This window comes from Gordonia sp. UCD-TK1, assembly GCF_001691435.1.
GTDB lineage: Bacteria > Actinomycetota > Actinomycetes > Mycobacteriales > Mycobacteriaceae > Gordonia > Gordonia hongkongensis.
The window spans coordinates 33,007-47,652 of the sequence record NZ_LZMP01000068.1 but is presented as its reverse complement, the minus strand read 5'-3'; the positions used below and the strand labels follow the sequence as shown (position 1 = coordinate 47,652).

Here is a 14,646-nt window from a genome sequence, read left to right as displayed (position 1 = left end):
GTCCTAGCCGATCACATCGGTCCAGTCGGAGAAACCCGACGGATGATGGGGACCGATGACGCCGTGCTCGAACAATCCGGCACCATGCCGGACGGTGCCGTCCGGTTCGGTACAGACGGCCGACCCGACGTGGTCGATCAGACTGAAGGGCGCCCGCGCCATCACCTCCGGGTCGGTGAGGTCGAAGCTGACGCGTTCGGCGAACGGTCCGTCTTTCCATGTGCCGTGTCCCCACGACGAGTCGCCGCCGTACCCCGATCCGAACGCAATGGGAGCGAACAGTTTCGACTCGACATCGAGGACCACCCGGTCACCGGCACGGGTCAGGAACTCGACGTGCGCGCCCCGGGGGATCCGTGTGCCCGGCGTGTAGTCGATGGCGACGCGCACACCGTCGAGTTGCTCGACGCGGCCGTCCCGCCAGCGCCGCGTGCAGTCGTAGAGACTGCGATGACCGTCGGGATCCTCTTGCAGGATCAGGAACAACTGGAAGTCGTCGAAGGCCAACGGCAGGTACAGCCACCACATACCGCGGAAGGCGGTGTCGGGCCGGCCCGCGGGTTCGGACTCACCGACGGGGCGGATGCCCCACGACCGGTCACGACTCGCCACGCTGGTGTCGTGCTCGACCGTCAACCGCTCCCCGTCGACATCGATCCATCCCTGCCAGCTGCCCACTTGCGCAAACCGGCACGCCTGCAGGGTGACCCGCCGTTCGGTGAGCATGTCGTGCGGCTTCTCCAGCGCCGCGGGGAAGAGACCGCGCCAGGTCAGATCGGCGGAGATCCCCTCGGTCTCGGCCAGCGTCAGATGTAGTTCCTGCAACGGCTCCAGCACATCCAGGCGGTAGCCGTTGACGTTCTGCCGCAGGCGGTCGTCGTCGATGGCGTCGCTCAGGTGCACCGCGGTCTGGGTGTCGCCGCGCCGGACGACGAAGTAGGCGTCCTTGACCCCGAGCCGCGGGTAGTAGCCGATGCCGGTCAGCGCCATGAACCGGCCCTCGCGGTCGAGGACGTTGAAGTACGAACGGTCGTAGAAGTTCCGGTCGGAGGTCGCCGGCCAGGTGATCGGCGCCGGGGCCTGATGGATCGGATATTCGTCGAGTGGACTGAGTTCCACGGACCCTCCCATAAATACGATGCACACCGTATTGCAACTATGCTGGGACTCATGACAGCAGATGGCCGAAGGGAACACAAGAGGTCGAACCCTGCGTCGCCCGGACGGCCCCGCGACGGGCGGATCGATTCCGCGATCATCGCGGCCACCCGCGAACTCATCCTCGAGACGGGCTACCCGGCGCTGTCCCTCTCGGCGATCGCGGCCCGCGCGGGCACCACCACCGCGGCCATCTACCGGCGCTGGTCCGGCAAGGCCCAACTCGTCCACGAAGCGGTGCTGGCAGCCGAAACCCTGGAACCGCCAACGGGTTCAGGTGACGCCCGACAGGACATCCGGGCGCTCGTCGAGATCGTGCGCACCATGTTCAACCGCCCCGAGGTACGCGTCGCACTCCCCGGCCTGATCGCCGACACCGTCGCATCACCCGAGGTGCACAGTCAGATGATCGCTCGGCTCGCCGGCGACCTCACCGCCTTCGAATCCCGCTTCGGCCAGGAACGCCGTGACGACGACCGGCTGCCGATGCTCGCGGAGGTCGTCGCGGGCACCGCGATCTTCCGCATCCTCATCCGCAGCGACGCCGCGCTCGACGATGCCTGGGTCGAGGAGATGGTCGAGCTGATCACCGAGCGGTGGCCGGCGGGCTGACCGTCCCCCGCCCCAGGTCGACGATGGCCTGGAACACCCGGGTCGGGTCTTCGGCGATGCGGTTGAGCACGTACAACCACCATTCCGAGCCGAAGATGCAGTATTCGCGCGTGGCAAGCCCGTTCGCCGCCAACCGATCGAGGAGGTCGGTTCCGAGACCCATCAGCATCTCGACCTCGAGGGCGTCGGCGGCGCCGACCGAGTCGAGGACGCGCGTCAGCAGCACCTCGTCGTGGGTCGCGAGTGTGAGGGAGCCACCGCCCTCGACGATGCGCCGCGCAAGCCGTCCGTAGCGATGGGGCAACTCCGGGTCCTCTCGCGACAGCGCGGTCGAATCCGATTCGTAGAACGCGCCTTTGACGAGCCGGATGCGGCCACCGATCGCGAGGAGGCGTTCGACGTCGCCCTCCGAGCGATGGAGCCGTGCTTGAAGTGTGATGCCCACATTGTCGAATCGCTGTGACAGCCAGTCGTAGACCTCGAGAACCTGGTCGGCCCGGTCCGATCCCTCGGCCGAGATCATGAAAACCGAGTCCACCGCGGCACACGCTTGCGCCAGGCGGGAAGCGTTGTCGCGCACCAGTTCCTCCGAGACGAGGAGGCCGATGTGCGACAGATCGCCGGAGACCGTCGACGGCAGCCCGGTCCGGCCGATGTGTTCGGCGACGGACACGAACACGTCCGTGGCCGCGGCCGCTTCGGCGGCATCGCGAACGCTCTCGCCCGTGTACTCGATGCTCACCCGGTGCCCGCGTTCCACGGCGCGCGCGCCGGCGCGGATCGCGGACTCGACATCTTCTCCCGCGGTGTAGCGGTCGGCGACTCGCCGCGCACAGTCGGCGAGCGCGGGGTCGGCCATGACCCGGGACTTCAGCTCTTCGTCGAGCGCCCATCGCCGGAGAGTGTCGGCCGCAGTTGTCGTCTCCAAGTCATCCCACCTCTGATCACGCACGTACTGACCAGCACACACTACGCGTGTGGCCCTCGAAAGTCGTTGTACCGTAATCCCATGGACCGACACGCCGCGGATCTGATGGGCCTGACGACGACCCTGCACGACGACTTCACCGGCGACGGTTTCGACCCCCGGACGTGGATCGCCGCGTATCTGCCGCACTGGTCGACACCCGAGAACTCCGCCGCCCGGTGGAGCACATCGGAGGGACGCTCACGGCTGTGCATCGACGACGACCAGCCCGCCTGGCGGCCGTCCGAGTCGGGGATGCGGGTCTCGAGCCTGCAGACCGGGCATCGCGCCGGTCCGATCGGCAGCCCGGTCGGTCAGCACGCCCACCGCGACGGATTGACCGTCACCACCGATCGCGCCTCGGAGATCCGCTTCGCCCAAGCCCACGGCCGGTTCGAGGTGACCATGCGCGCGATCCGCGATCCGGCGTCGATGGTGGCGTTCTGGCTTCTCGGCACCGAGGAGCGACCCGACGAGTCCGGCGAGATCTGCGTCGCCGAGATCTTCGGCCCGCGGCCCGGCGAGCCCTGGACGGTCGGGGTGGGCGTCCATCCGCACCGTGACCCTCGGATTGTCGACGATTTCTCGGTCATCGAGATCCCGCACGATCTCGCCGACCTGCACGAGTACGCCGTCGACTGGGAACCGGGACGGCTCGTGTTCAGCGTCGACGGGCACCCGGTCAAGACGGTCGACCAGTCGATCGACTACCCGGTGCAGTTGATGCTGAGCGTCTTCGACTTCCCGGACCGCGCCGTCCCCGACTCGACGATCGGGTACCCGCGGATCTTCGACGTGGCCGCGGTGCAGGTCAGCAGACGAGACGGCGCCTGAGGCCTGCGGCCGGAACCTCAGAGCGAGTTCTCGGCCGCGGCGAGTATCTGTCGCCGAAGGGTCGACGAGGTGTTGGGCAACCACATCGCGCGGACGGGTGCGAACGGCGGATCGGTGAACTCGACGATCCGGATGCGGTTGACGTAGATCCAGCCGGGTTCATTGGTGACGAATGCGCACGCGTCGGGGTGTGCGATCACCGCCGTGTGCGGGGGCGTCCCCAGCAGCGTCGACAGGATGATCTTCGGTTCGAACCCGGCACGCCGACACATGCCGACGAGGATGTCGGTGTACTCGTACTCGTGCTCGGGACCCCAGACGACGATCTCGTAGCCGGCGAGGTCGGCCATGTCGACCCGGTCGTGCGCGGCCAGCGGGTGATCGGCACGCACCGCCAGACGCAGTTCGTGTTGTGTCGCGATGGTGGTGGCCATGTCCGGCGGGGCCGCCACGCCTCGTCCGAGAGCCATGTCGATGGCTCCCGACAGCAACTCGTCGCGAATGAGTTCGGCGAAGACCGGTCGTACCGTGATCGGCACCGACGAGTCGGCGAGCACCACCGGTTCGATGATCCGGAAGACTTCGGAGGAGGCGAGGTCCGGGGCGTGACCGATCACGAACGGCGCAGGCGAGCCGGCGTCCACCCGTCGTACCTGCGTCGCGAGCTGTTCGCCACCGGCCAGCAACGGCACTGCACCACGGTAGAGCGCCTCACCGGCAGGCGTCGGCGTGAGGCTTCGGCGCGACCGCGAGAAGAGCTCCACCCCCAGGTGTCGCTCGAGTTCGCGGATCGCCGAGGAGAGCGCTTGCTGGCTGATGAACAGGTCATCCGCGGCGACACGAAGGCTGGGCGCCTCCATCACGACGACGAACATTCGCAGTCGTCGGAGGTCGATATCACGTAGTCCGGGCTCCCCGGGACCATTCATCAACGATCTCCTGTCAGTTATCCCGATTGATGTGATTGTAGGTTGACCATCGAGCCAATATGCTGAATTCCGCGAGGCCAGGTTCGCGCCGGCCACATCGCATTCGGACTACCTGCTGGGGTCCCTCCCGCGGAGGGGACGGGAGGACCCCAGCAGGAGGCGGCTGATCGGGCCCGATCGGCACGACCGTCTCAGCGCGCATCAGATCGACGGCAATTCTGCCGATTCTTCCATCTTTCGCTCCGTTGGGTCATATCGCGGATTTCGAGAAGAAACGATCTTTAATCGTCCTCTAAACTCCGTAACGTGTGTTCGACGATTCGTCGTCGCGACATGCATGCGCGTCACGCGCATCACGAGTGAAAGAGGACGTGGCCATCGAGCACCGACAACGCGGAGACCACGAGGAACGGCCCGCCGCACGTTTCCGGGCTCTTCGCCACGGGCCGGCCACCGATGAGATATCCGGCCATCATCACCTTTTCTACGACAACGCCGATCACGTCCTCAAACAGGTCCGGATGCGCGAATGGCATGTCCGCGTCACCATCGCCGTACTGGTCGCGGTCTGCGGAGCGCTCGGTACGATCGCGCTCTTCACGCCGAGTGGCACACAGGGATCCGTCCCGCGCTCGATCGCCCTCGGCATCGTCGCCGCCACCACGATCCCGATGGCTTTCGTGGTCAGCCGGGTCCACCTCGGCGTGATCTGGTGGACCAAGCAGTCGTCGATAAGGGGGTTCAACACCCTGTTCGTCCTATGGGCCGACGCTGTGCTGACCGTTGCGATCCTCGCCATCTCCGACATCATCCTGGCCCAGTTCTGCGCCCTGATCTTCGCTGTCATCGGGTCATATGTGGCGCATTTCGTCCGGTCCCCGGTCGCGTACGCCCACATGATCTACTCGAGCATCGCGGTCTGCGCGATGGGCCTCATGTCGTGGGCAGATGGCACTCCGGTGTTGAACGTCCTGTTCACCACCCTCGCATTGTTGGTCGTCACCAATGGCACAACGGCCCTTCATCGCAGTTACACATCCGATTTCCAGCGATCGCTGAAACATCAGCTCATCATGGCAAATACCGATTCGCTCACCGGATTGCTGAATCGTCGCGGCTTCATCTACGCGACGACGACAATGCTCCGTCGGAGCCCCGCTCAACCGTTCGCCTTGGTCACCGCGGATGTCGACCGGTTCAAGGCCATCAACGACGAACACGGTCACGCGACGGGTGACGACGTCCTGGAGCGGGTCGCGGCGATTCTGCAGGGGGCCACCGACGAGCAGGCCATCGTCGCGCGACTCGGCGGTGACGAGTTCGCGATCGCGACGCTTGCCGACGAGACCTCGGTGCGCGCGCTCGCCGAACGCATCCGCGCGCGGCGCATCACGATCCCCGGTGGTGCGACCGCGACGATGAGCCTGGGGATCGCCGTGGGTGCCACACCAGGCGGCCACATGTCCGCCGACGACGCCGACGCCTTCATCCGGCACGAGTTCGACGTCGCCGACCACGCGCTCTTCGACGCCAAGGCCGCAGGCCGCGACACCTATGTGGTGGCGGGGCGCACCGCGGCCTCCCGGTCCACCGGAGGACGCCCGGCTACAACAGCACGCCCGGGTTCAGCAGACCGTCGGGGTCGAGAGCCTGCTTGATCCGAGCCGTCAGTTCCATGACGTCGGGCCCCACCTGGTCGGGCAGCCAGCCCTTCTTCAGTCGCCCCACCCCGTGCTCGCCGGTGATGGTGCCGCCCAACTCGATCGCGAGGTCCATGATCTGACCGAAGGCGACCTGCGCGCGTTCTGCCTCGTCCGCGTCGGCGGGGTCGAAGACGATCAGCGGGTGCGTGTTGCCGTCGCCGGCGTGGGCGATCACCGAGATCATCACCCGGTTGCCGGCCGCGATCTCGGCGACACCGTCGATGAGGTCGGGCAACGAGGGCAGCGGTACGCCGACGTCCTCGAGCAGCAACGATCCCAGCTTCTCCACCGCCGGGATCGCCGCGCGGCGGGCCGCGGTGAACGCCTCGCCCTCGACGGGGTCGTCGGTCGCGAAGACCTCGCCGGCGCCATTGGACTCGAACGCCTTCCGGATGAACTCGACCTCGGCCGCGCCGGCCGCACCCGGGGCGTCGGACTGGGCGACGAGCAGCGCCCCGGCCTCTCGGTCGAGGCCCATCCGCAACAGGTCCTCGACGGCGTTGATGGCCACCGAGTCCATGAACTCGAGCATCGCGGGACGCATTTCCCCGGTCACCGCCAGCACCGCTCGGCTGGCGTCGTGCACCGAACCGAACACACCGACGACGGTGCTCGCGGGGCCTTGCGGTGGCAACAGCCGCAGGGTGACCTCGGTGATGATCCCGAGCAGCCCCTCGCTGCCCACGAACAGCTTGGTCAGCGGCAGGCCCGCGGAGTCTTTGAGCTGCTTGCCGCCGACGCGTACCGCCCGGCCGTCGGCCAGCACCACCTCCAGGCCCAGGACGTAGTCCGTGGTGACGCCGTACTTGACGCAGCACAGTCCGCCCGCGTTGGTGGCGACATTCCCGCCGATCGAGCAGATCTCGAACGACGACGGGTCCGGCGGATACCACAGCCCCGACGCGGCGGCCGCGGCCTTCACCTCCGAGTTGAACAGTCCGGGTTGGACGACGGCGGTGCGCGTCGCCGGGTCGACGTCGATGTCCCGCATCTTCTCGGTGGACAGCATGATCGCGCCGTCGACCGCCGTCGACCCGCCCGACAGACTGGTACCCGCACCCCGCGTGATGACCGGGACACCGTTGGCGGCACACCAGCGAACGGTGTCCTGCACTTCGGCGGTGGTGGTCGGCCGAACCAGCGCGAGCGGGGTGCCGGCCGTCGGATCGGCGGCACGGTCCTGCCGGTAGCCGGCGAGGATGTCGGCGTCGGTGACCACCATGCCGTCGGGAAGGGAAGCGGCCAGCGAACTCGGGTCGGCACTCATCTGTTCAGAGTATTCGCAGACCGAACGACCACGGTTTCAGATTGATACATGGCCGGAAACGCCGGGCACCGCGACAATGAGCGACGTGAACGATTTCAACGCGACCGTCATCAACGAGTTCCGCTCCAACAACGGGCATGTGGACACCGCCGGCTTCGGCAAGAACCTGGTGCTCCTGCACACGCTGGGCGCCAAGTCCGGCGAGCCGCGGATCAGTCCCCTGTTCGCCCTGCCCGACGCCGACAGCTGGCTGGTGATCGGCTCGTACGCCGGTTCGCCGAAGGCCCCGGCGTGGGTGCACAACCTGCGGGCACATCCCCAATCGGTCGCCGTGGAGGCGCCGGCGGAGAACGGCGTCGAACGGCTCGACACCGCGGTGACCGAAGTCGAGGGTGACGACTGGGAACCCGCGTGGCAGAAGTTCATCTCGGCATCCGAGCAGTTCCTGAAGTACACCGAGACCGCGCAGGGCCGCCGGTTCCCGATCTTCCGGCTGACACCGGCTCGCTGACCCCGCGGTTACCGCCGTCGGCCCGCGAACGCCACTACCCTGGCAGGGTGTTCGAGGTTGGCGAGAGCGTGGCCGGCTTCACCATCGACGACTTCCTCGGTGGCGGGGCGAGCGCCGATGTGTTCCGGGTCCATCGCACCGGCGACGACGGGGCCCCGTCGTGCGATGGACCGCTGGCCCTGAAGGTTTTGCACCCGAAGGCGTCCGACCACGCGCGGGTCCGGGAGCGCTTCGAACGGGAATTCGGGATCGCTTCGCTGCTCGACCATCCGCACATCGTGCGCATGATCGAGCACGGCGAGATCGCCTCGCCGCGCGGGTCGCTCGGGCCGCGGCACCTGCCATCGATGTGGCTGACCATGCAGTACATCGGCGGCCCCGCGGCGACCGCCCTCGTCCCCGAGCGCGGCGACGAGCCGGACATGGACACCATCCTGCGGGTGGCGATGCAGATCGCCGATGCGCTGGATCATGCGCATTCGCAGGACATCCTGCATCGCGACGTCAAACCCGCGAACATCCTCCTCTCCCGCACCCCGCGATCTGTGGGTACACCCCTCGACGCCTACCTCTCGGACTTCGGGATCGCCCAGTTCCTCGACGACACCCGTCCACTCGCGCGCAACGGTCGTGTGCAGGGTTCCATCGGCTACGCCTCGCCCGAACTACTGCAGGCCCAGAAGCTCACCCCCGCAACCGATTTCTACGCATTCGCGTGCACACTCGTCGAACTCATCACGGGCACACCGCCGTATCCGCGGAACACCGCTTTCGCGATCACCTATGCCCACCTCAACGACGACCCGCCGAAACTCACCCGGCGCCGCCCCTGGCTGCCGTCGGCGATGAACTCGATCTTCGCCAAGGCGCTGGCGAAGTCACCGGAGGACCGGTATCCCTCGTGCACCGCCCTCGTCGAGATCCTGACCCGGCTCATGCGGGACGTGCCCGTGCCGGAGTCGCCGCAACGCTCGACCTGGTGGCCCCGCGGCCGGTGAGCGGTCAACCCGCCGCGTCATCGATCGTATAGACACGAACAGCGGTGTCGCGGAAGATCTTCCGCAGAGCCTCCGAACCCCACTGGGACACACAGTCGACGAGCGCGCCGACCAGCACGTCGACCGCGGCGTTGGGCCGGTCGATCGGATAATTGGACCCGAACATGATGCGGTCCGACCCGAAATGGGTGACGATGTGCTCGACGAAGGGACCGATCATCTCGGCGAGCGTGGCCTGACCGCCGATGTTGCCCCACCGTTCGTGACCGTAACCCAGTATCGGCATCGCCAGACCCGACAGCTTGACGACGACGTTGCGGTGGTTCGCGAGGGTCGTCATCCGTTCTCGCCACAATCGCCAGATGTCCGCGCGCGCAGCGGCTGTCGCGCCGGTGCGGACACCGACGGGACCGAAGACCCCCGCCGGGATGCCGAAGTGGTCGAGGACGATCGTCGTGTCCGGGTACTCCCGGGCCAGCAGGATGACGTCGTACAGCTGATGGGAGTACACCGACGCCTCGAAGACCAGATCGCGGCTCGCGAGTTCGGCGAACCCCTCGAGGAACGCCGTCGAGGACAGCAGGTTGTCGGCGTCCCCGCCGTCGCGGACTCGCGGATCAGGATGTCGGGACGCGACGATGCGGATGCCGCGGAACCGCGGGGAGGCCGCGAACTGTTCGTCGAGCATGGTCGCGAACGTGCGGGTCCGCGGATCGCCGTGCGAGATGACGGCGCCGAGGCGGGGGGTACCGGCCTGGCCGAACGGCAGGCTCTCGAGATATCGGGTCTCCTCGACGGCGGTGCTGTCCACCGGGGGCTCCGCGGCGTCGGCGACCTCGCGGCGCCAATGCGACTCGACGTGCACCACCGTGTCGATCGGTACCCCCACCACGGTCGGCACCAGCGCCGCATCGGTGGCGTACTGGCGCGGCTCGTAGGCCCGGGCCACGGTGCGCGGGGTCAGGATGTACTCGCGGTCGGCGCGCGAGACCACGAGCGGAAACACCCGGTCGCCCAAGGTGGGGACGAACCCGTACAGCCGCGACGCCCGCGTCGCCGCCCACGGGGTGCGCCGCGGGTTCCAGTGCTGCACATGGGCATCAACGATGCCCGTGAGGACCCCTTCGAGGGACGTCATCCCCGTACCTTGCCATACCTCATCACTGTCCGACATGGGATGCCGGATCCTGAATTGTGACGTGTTGAAGGACTAGTGTGGGTCTCTTGAACCGGGTGGGGAGACGAGCCGCGACGGAGGTGTGATCTTTTCGAGATGGCGACACATACGCGCCACGCGCTGCACCAGCTGCGGACGGCTGTCAATCGACAGCCCGACCGATTCGTCACCAACGTCTACACCCGGATGTTTGCGATCGATCCCGACCTGCGTGACCTGTTCGGGGTGTCGATGGCGGCCCAGCGAGTGGCCTTCCATCGGGTCATCGACCATGTGCTGGAAGCGATCCCGGCCGAGTCGGGTCACGCCGAACTCGTGGAGTTCCTCGCGCAGCTCGGACGCGACCATCGCAAGTTCGGGGTCGAGCCCGAGCATTACCACGTGATGTACGCCGCCCTGATGGGCGAGTTCGGCAGCCTCATGGCCGGTTACTGGGACGCCGAGACCGAACAGACCGTCTCGCAGGCGATGATGCTGGTCACCGGGGTCATGCGGGGCGCGGCCGAGAGCGCGACCCATCCTGCGCGCTGGACCGCCGAGGTCGTCGAGAAGTACCGGATCACCCGGGACCTCGCGGTCGTCCGACTCCTCGCCCACTCGCCGCTCACGTTCAACACGGGCCAGTACCTCGAGGTGCACACCCCGCAATGGCCCAAGCAGTGGCGCAATCTGTCCCCCGCCATCCCGCCCAACCCGGCCGGTGAACTGGAGTTCCACGTGCGTGCGATCCCCCGTGGAACGGTCAGCACCGCGATCGTGAGCGAGACCAGCATCGGCGATGTGTGGACCCTCGCCCAGGGGCACGGGACGCTTCACGTCGACCGCGACAGCAAGGTCCTCATGGTGGCGGGCGGGACCGGGCTCGCACCGCTGCGGGCGTTGTTGATCGAGATGTCCATGCGCGCGGATTCGCCGGAGACGCACATCTTCTACGGCATGCGCTACCCGGGCGAGCTCTACGACCTGACCGTCCTGCGCCGCATCGCGTCGACCAATCCCTGGCTGCGGGTCACCGCCGTGTCCCAGGAGGAGAGCGATCCGTGGTGGATCAACGCGGTGGCGACACCCGCCGAGCTCGGCATCGACCACGAGATCGGCACCCTCGCCGACGTCGTGGCCCGGTCCGGTGACTGGCAGGACCGTCAGGTGCTCATCGCGGGATCACCGCAGATGATCGAGAACACCCGACGCACGCTGATCATCGCGGGCGTCCGGGCCAGCCGCATCCAGCACGACCCGGTGTTCTGAGCCGCACAAGAGTTGACTTCCCCGAACCGGTTGCGGCTCAGGGGACTTCGAGGCTCGGCTCGCCGCCGGCCGGAGCCGTGACCGTTTCGGTCTCGGTCACGGTGTACGTCTCGGGAGCCGACTCGGTCACCGTCTCCGTTCGAGTGACCGGACGCGGGGTGCTGGTGACCGTCGTCGTGCGGACGGAGGTCTCAGTCTCGGTCTCGGTGACCGTCGCCTCCTAGGTCGAGGTGACCGCTGCCGGTGTCTCGGTCACGGTGACGGGCGCGGGTTCGGCGACCGTCGACTCGGCTGTGACGATCAGCGTCATCCCGACGGCGGCCAGGAACACGGCCGCGCCGATGGCGGCGCCGACGAACCACCAGCGACGTCCCGTCGACGTCCGCCGGGCGACGGGGGGTGCTGCCGCGGCTACCACCGCGGCGTCGGCCGCACCGAGGGCCGAGGCCAGCGCCGGGTTGTCCGCGACGGTGACGGGGCGTTGCGCCGCGTACTCGAAGGCCGGCGCGATGCCGGGGAGTTGCGCGCCGGGGCCGACCACGATGACCGACGTGATGTCACGCCCGCGCGGCAGGCGGGTGACCGCCGTCGCGAGCCGGGTCGCCGCGTCGGGGTCGGTGACCGAGGCAACCTCGCCCGGCGCGAAGTCGGTCGTGCCGAGGACGGCGCCGGAAGACGTGTCGACGGTGGCGAGGGTCGTGCCGGCGGCCGGCGCGGCATCGCGATCCAGGTCGACGACGGCCACCACCCCACCGCGCGTCGCATGCGTGCATGCGATCTCGGCGAGTGCGGCGGCATAGCCGGTGACGACGACCTTCTCCGTCCACGACGGCCCGGTGCCGGCGCCCGGCGCGAAGGCCCGTGCCAGGTGGTCGCGGACGTCTGCGCGGGACGCCGAGATGCCGATGCGGTCGACCTCCACAGGGACGGAATCGACGAGTTCGAGGATCGCGGCCTCGGCACCGGCCGCCGACGCGTCCGGGAGGTCGACGAGATTGCTCGCCAGGACATGGCCGTCGGCGTCGCGGACCACCGAGCTGATCTGGTCGTCGACGACGGAGATACCCAGGACCACGAACCCTGGCATCGGACCGTTTGCCGGTACCTCGGACATGGTTCACCTCCCGTCGCCGACCTTGCTGTGGCGTTCTGACCCGCAAGCCTAGCGGCTCGCCTGCGGTCCTCGTACACCCGGCTGTGCAGGTACACCGACTCAGATGGGCTCCGCGGGATGCTGCGTGTAGGCGGCGTCGCGCACCGCTTCGTCGGTTTCCAGGCCGGCGCCCAGGGCACCGCCGACGGTCGCGAGGGAGCACGTCAGCCAGGCGACCTCCAGATAGTCGGTGAAACCGGCCGGGTGGCCGAGCGTCGCACCGAAGACCTGCGGCACCACCAGGCACAGTGCGCCGAGGGCGGACAATACGAACAGCGCCGCGTAGAAGGCGCCGACGCCGAGGACCACCGTGATCACGGTGACGATGTTGAACAGCGCCACCTGTTCGCGCGTCTGACGGGAGGTGCCACGTTCCCACAGGTCGGCGCCGATGATCAGCGTCGCGGTGATTGCGATGATCGAGCCGAGCGCCACCCCGGTCAGGCGAATCCCACCGAAAGTGTCTGCGAGAAGCCAGATGTCGGCGGTGACGAGTGCGAAGACCCCGGCCGCGATCGCCCCGGTGAGGGCGCGGGTGAGCCCGAGTGCGAGCCGCCACGGCCGATTGGCCCGCACCATGCCCGTGAGCAGACGCAGATTGCCCGTCAGCACGCGGGCGGTGAACGCGGTGCCCTCGTCCTCGACGTCGGTCCCGAGTTGACGGACACGGTGGCGCAGCGCCGATCGCGTCGGCGACTTCTGGTGTTCGCGGAGGTCGTCGGCGTCGGCACCGAGGAGCTGGCCGACCAGCCCGGTGATGATCCCGCGCGTCCGCTGCCGCACCCCGGTCGCGCCGAGGGCGGGCACCGAGAGCACCGCCACTCCGTGGACCGCGTTGGCGTGCGCCACCACCGGGCGTTTGCCGACGTGCAGCGGCAGGTCGGTCAGACAGACCACCAGATCCCACTCGCGTTCGAGCAGTAGATCTCTCGTTGCATCCACGATCTCGGCATCACCCGCGGGCGGTTGCACGAGTCCGGCCTCGACGAGTTCGACCTGCCAGCGTGCGCCCGGGAAGTTCGTCTGGACATGGTCGGAGAGGTTGTCGTCGACGAGTTTGCGCGCCAGGCCGATCGCCTGGCCCGGCGCGGCGACGACACCGAGGACGACGACGGGTTCATCCGAGGCGTCGGACTCGGTCGACGTACCGGTGGCGGAGTCCATCGGCGGTCCGGCTCAGGCGAACCGGGCCGCGAGGGCCCGCAGGGTGCCCTCGATCCCCTTGCCGTTCTTCTTGTCGTAGCCGATGAGTTCCATGATCTTCGGTACCCGGAGCGTCGAGTAGTCGAAGGTCTCGGTGACCGCGGTCGTGGTCGGTGACGTCGACTCGAGTTCCCACCGCCAGCGGTGCCCCATCGGGTGCTGCCATTCGACGACCCGACCGGGTTCGAAGTCGGTGACGGTCGAGGTGATCTTGTACGGCACGCCGTACTGCTTCATCCCGACGCTGAAACGCGCCCCACGGGTCAGCGTCTCGGGCCCGTCCACGGGGGTGTCGCGGACCGTGCCGGAACCGTCGAGCTCCGGATGCCGATGCGGATTCGACACGAGCGCGAACACATCGGCGACCGGGGCGTTCACGACGACCCGGCGCGAGACCTTGTGCGGGCCGGAGTCGACGGTGGTGACGGGTTCAGAAGCCATAGGCTCAACGTTACGCACGTCCGTGGGCTCGCGTCGAAACCACGTCAGTCGGTGGTGCGTTTGCGTCGCGGCTGCCAGACGACCAGGGCGTTGGTGCGCGGCACCGGGACGAGTTCGCCGCCGCGGCGGGTCCGCGACGCTTGCACCTCGTCGGTCAGCTCGCGCACGCGGTGCTGGAGCGCCTCGACCTGATTGCTCAGGTCGATGATGCGTTTGATGCCCGCGAGGTTGACGCCTTCCTCCTGCGAGAGACGCTGGATCTCGCGCAGGAGTTCGACGTCGCGGGACGAGTAGCGGCGACCACCGCCACTCGTCCGTTGCGGGGTGACCAGGCCCAGTCGGTCATAGGTCCGCAGGGTCTGGGCGTGCATGCCGGCGAGTTCGGCGGCCACCGAGATCAGGAAGGTCGCGCCGTCGCCGTCGAAGTTGCTCGCACCGGCCATGA

13 protein-coding genes and 2 pseudogenes are annotated in these 14,646 nt (G+C 68.0%); 6 read left to right on the top strand and 9 right to left on the bottom strand.

The window, feature by feature from the left end; genetic code table 11:
• Nucleotides 1–3: 3 nt before the first annotated feature.
• Nucleotides 4–1,119, bottom strand: coding sequence for a hypothetical protein (locus A9310_RS22500; RefSeq protein WP_065632462.1), 1,116 nt, complete (start codon nucleotides 1,117–1,119; stop codon nucleotides 4–6).
• A 51-nt stretch (nucleotides 1,120–1,170) separates the two neighbouring features.
• Here A9310_RS22500 and A9310_RS22495 point away from each other — a divergent pair, with 51 nt between their 5' ends.
• Nucleotides 1,171–1,770: a TetR-like C-terminal domain-containing protein gene (locus A9310_RS22495; RefSeq protein ID WP_065632588.1), complete on the top strand. Its 600-nt coding sequence runs from the start codon at nucleotides 1,171–1,173 to the stop codon at nucleotides 1,768–1,770.
• Here A9310_RS22495 and A9310_RS22490 read toward each other — a convergent pair.
• A complete protein-coding gene (locus A9310_RS22490; RefSeq protein WP_083207505.1) occupies nucleotides 1,745–2,698 on the bottom strand; it encodes a proline dehydrogenase family protein in 954 nt (317 codons plus the stop codon). The genes A9310_RS22495 and A9310_RS22490 overlap by 26 nt on opposite strands.
• A gap of 81 nt (nucleotides 2,699–2,779) precedes the next feature.
• On the opposite strand from A9310_RS22490, the gene A9310_RS22485 reads away from it, so the two are divergent.
• The gene (locus tag A9310_RS22485) at nucleotides 2,780–3,571 is read left to right on the top strand and encodes a glycoside hydrolase family 16 protein (RefSeq protein WP_223258897.1); all 792 of its coding nucleotides are present in this window, start codon (nucleotides 2,780–2,782) and stop codon (nucleotides 3,569–3,571) included.
• A gap of 17 nt (nucleotides 3,572–3,588) precedes the next feature.
• On the opposite strand, the gene A9310_RS22480 is transcribed toward A9310_RS22485, so the two are convergent.
• Nucleotides 3,589–4,500: a LysR family transcriptional regulator gene (locus A9310_RS22480; RefSeq protein WP_065632460.1), complete on the bottom strand. Its 912-nt coding sequence runs from the start codon at nucleotides 4,498–4,500 to the stop codon at nucleotides 3,589–3,591.
• A gap of 371 nt (nucleotides 4,501–4,871) precedes the next feature.
• Between A9310_RS22480 and A9310_RS22475 the strand changes: the two genes are divergently transcribed.
• Nucleotides 4,872–6,158: a diguanylate cyclase gene (locus A9310_RS22475; RefSeq protein WP_254661320.1), complete on the top strand. Its 1,287-nt coding sequence runs from the start codon at nucleotides 4,872–4,874 to the stop codon at nucleotides 6,156–6,158.
• On the opposite strand, the gene A9310_RS22470 is transcribed toward A9310_RS22475, so the two are convergent.
• The gene (locus A9310_RS22470; protein ID WP_065632459.1) at nucleotides 6,106–7,470 is read right to left on the bottom strand and encodes an FAD-binding oxidoreductase; all 1,365 of its coding nucleotides are present in this window, start codon (nucleotides 7,468–7,470) and stop codon (nucleotides 6,106–6,108) included. The two genes, A9310_RS22475 and A9310_RS22470, sit on opposite strands and share 53 nt — an antisense overlap.
• A gap of 85 nt (nucleotides 7,471–7,555) precedes the next feature.
• On the opposite strand from A9310_RS22470, the gene A9310_RS22465 reads away from it, so the two are divergent.
• Together A9310_RS22465 and A9310_RS22460 are read left to right on the top strand one after the other, a co-directional pair.
• Complete coding sequence (locus tag A9310_RS22465; RefSeq protein ID WP_058249935.1) at nucleotides 7,556–7,981, top strand: nitroreductase/quinone reductase family protein; 426 nt, start codon at nucleotides 7,556–7,558, stop codon at nucleotides 7,979–7,981.
• A gap of 47 nt (nucleotides 7,982–8,028) precedes the next feature.
• Nucleotides 8,029–8,979: a serine/threonine-protein kinase gene (locus A9310_RS22460; protein ID WP_065632458.1), complete on the top strand. Its 951-nt coding sequence runs from the start codon at nucleotides 8,029–8,031 to the stop codon at nucleotides 8,977–8,979.
• 4 nt (nucleotides 8,980–8,983) lie between these two features.
• On the opposite strand, the gene A9310_RS22455 is transcribed toward A9310_RS22460, so the two are convergent.
• Entirely contained in the window at nucleotides 8,984–10,117 is a 1,134-nt protein-coding gene (locus tag A9310_RS22455; protein WP_065632457.1) for an amidohydrolase, read from the bottom strand.
• A 123-nt stretch (nucleotides 10,118–10,240) separates the two neighbouring features.
• Between A9310_RS22455 and A9310_RS22450 the strand changes: the two are divergent.
• Nucleotides 10,241–11,404, top strand: a pseudogene (locus A9310_RS22450) (FAD-binding oxidoreductase); the annotation flags it as partial.
• Between the two features lie 37 nt (nucleotides 11,405–11,441).
• On the opposite strand, the pseudogene A9310_RS22445 reads toward A9310_RS22450, so the two are convergent.
• The 4 genes and pseudogenes from A9310_RS22445 to A9310_RS22430 all read right to left on the bottom strand — a co-directional run bounded on the left by A9310_RS22445 (nucleotide 11,442) and on the right by A9310_RS22430 (nucleotide 14,644).
• Nucleotides 11,442–12,518 (bottom strand): annotated as a pseudogene (locus A9310_RS22445) (hypothetical protein).
• A 99-nt stretch (nucleotides 12,519–12,617) separates the two neighbouring features.
• Entirely contained in the window at nucleotides 12,618–13,721 is a 1,104-nt protein-coding gene (locus A9310_RS22440) for a hypothetical protein (protein ID WP_065632456.1), read from the bottom strand.
• A 12-nt stretch (nucleotides 13,722–13,733) separates the two neighbouring features.
• The gene (locus tag A9310_RS22435) at nucleotides 13,734–14,201 is read right to left on the bottom strand and encodes an SRPBCC family protein (RefSeq protein WP_065632455.1); all 468 of its coding nucleotides are present in this window, start codon (nucleotides 14,199–14,201) and stop codon (nucleotides 13,734–13,736) included.
• 44 nt (nucleotides 14,202–14,245) lie between these two features.
• A complete protein-coding gene (locus tag A9310_RS22430) occupies nucleotides 14,246–14,644 on the bottom strand; it encodes a helix-turn-helix transcriptional regulator (RefSeq protein WP_058249934.1) in 399 nt (132 codons plus the stop codon).
• Between the last annotated feature and the right edge of the window lie 2 nt (nucleotides 14,645–14,646).

What these genes read in the sequence shown, in the direction of transcription:
- A9310_RS22435 (WP_065632455.1), bottom strand. Translation starts at nt 14,201, where the DNA reads ATGGCTTCTGAACCCGTCACCACCGTCGACTCCGGCCCGCACAAGGTC.
- A9310_RS22470 (WP_065632459.1), bottom strand. Translation starts at nt 7,470, where the DNA reads ATGAGTGCCGACCCGAGTTCGCTGGCCGCTTCCCTTCCCGACGGCATG.
- A9310_RS22430 (WP_058249934.1), bottom strand. Translation starts at nt 14,644, where the DNA reads ATGGCCGGTGCGAGCAACTTCGACGGCGACGGCGCGACCTTCCTGATC.
- A9310_RS22480 (WP_065632460.1), bottom strand. Translation starts at nt 4,500, where the DNA reads ATGAATGGTCCCGGGGAGCCCGGACTACGTGATATCGACCTCCGACGA.
- A9310_RS22440 (WP_065632456.1), bottom strand. Translation starts at nt 13,721, where the DNA reads ATGGACTCCGCCACCGGTACGTCGACCGAGTCCGACGCCTCGGATGAA.
- A9310_RS22495 (WP_065632588.1), top strand. Translation starts at nt 1,171, where the DNA reads ATGACAGCAGATGGCCGAAGGGAACACAAGAGGTCGAACCCTGCGTCG.
- A9310_RS22455 (WP_065632457.1), bottom strand. Translation starts at nt 10,117, where the DNA reads ATGACGTCCCTCGAAGGGGTCCTCACGGGCATCGTTGATGCCCATGTG.
- A9310_RS22485 (WP_223258897.1), top strand. Translation starts at nt 2,780, where the DNA reads ATGGACCGACACGCCGCGGATCTGATGGGCCTGACGACGACCCTGCAC.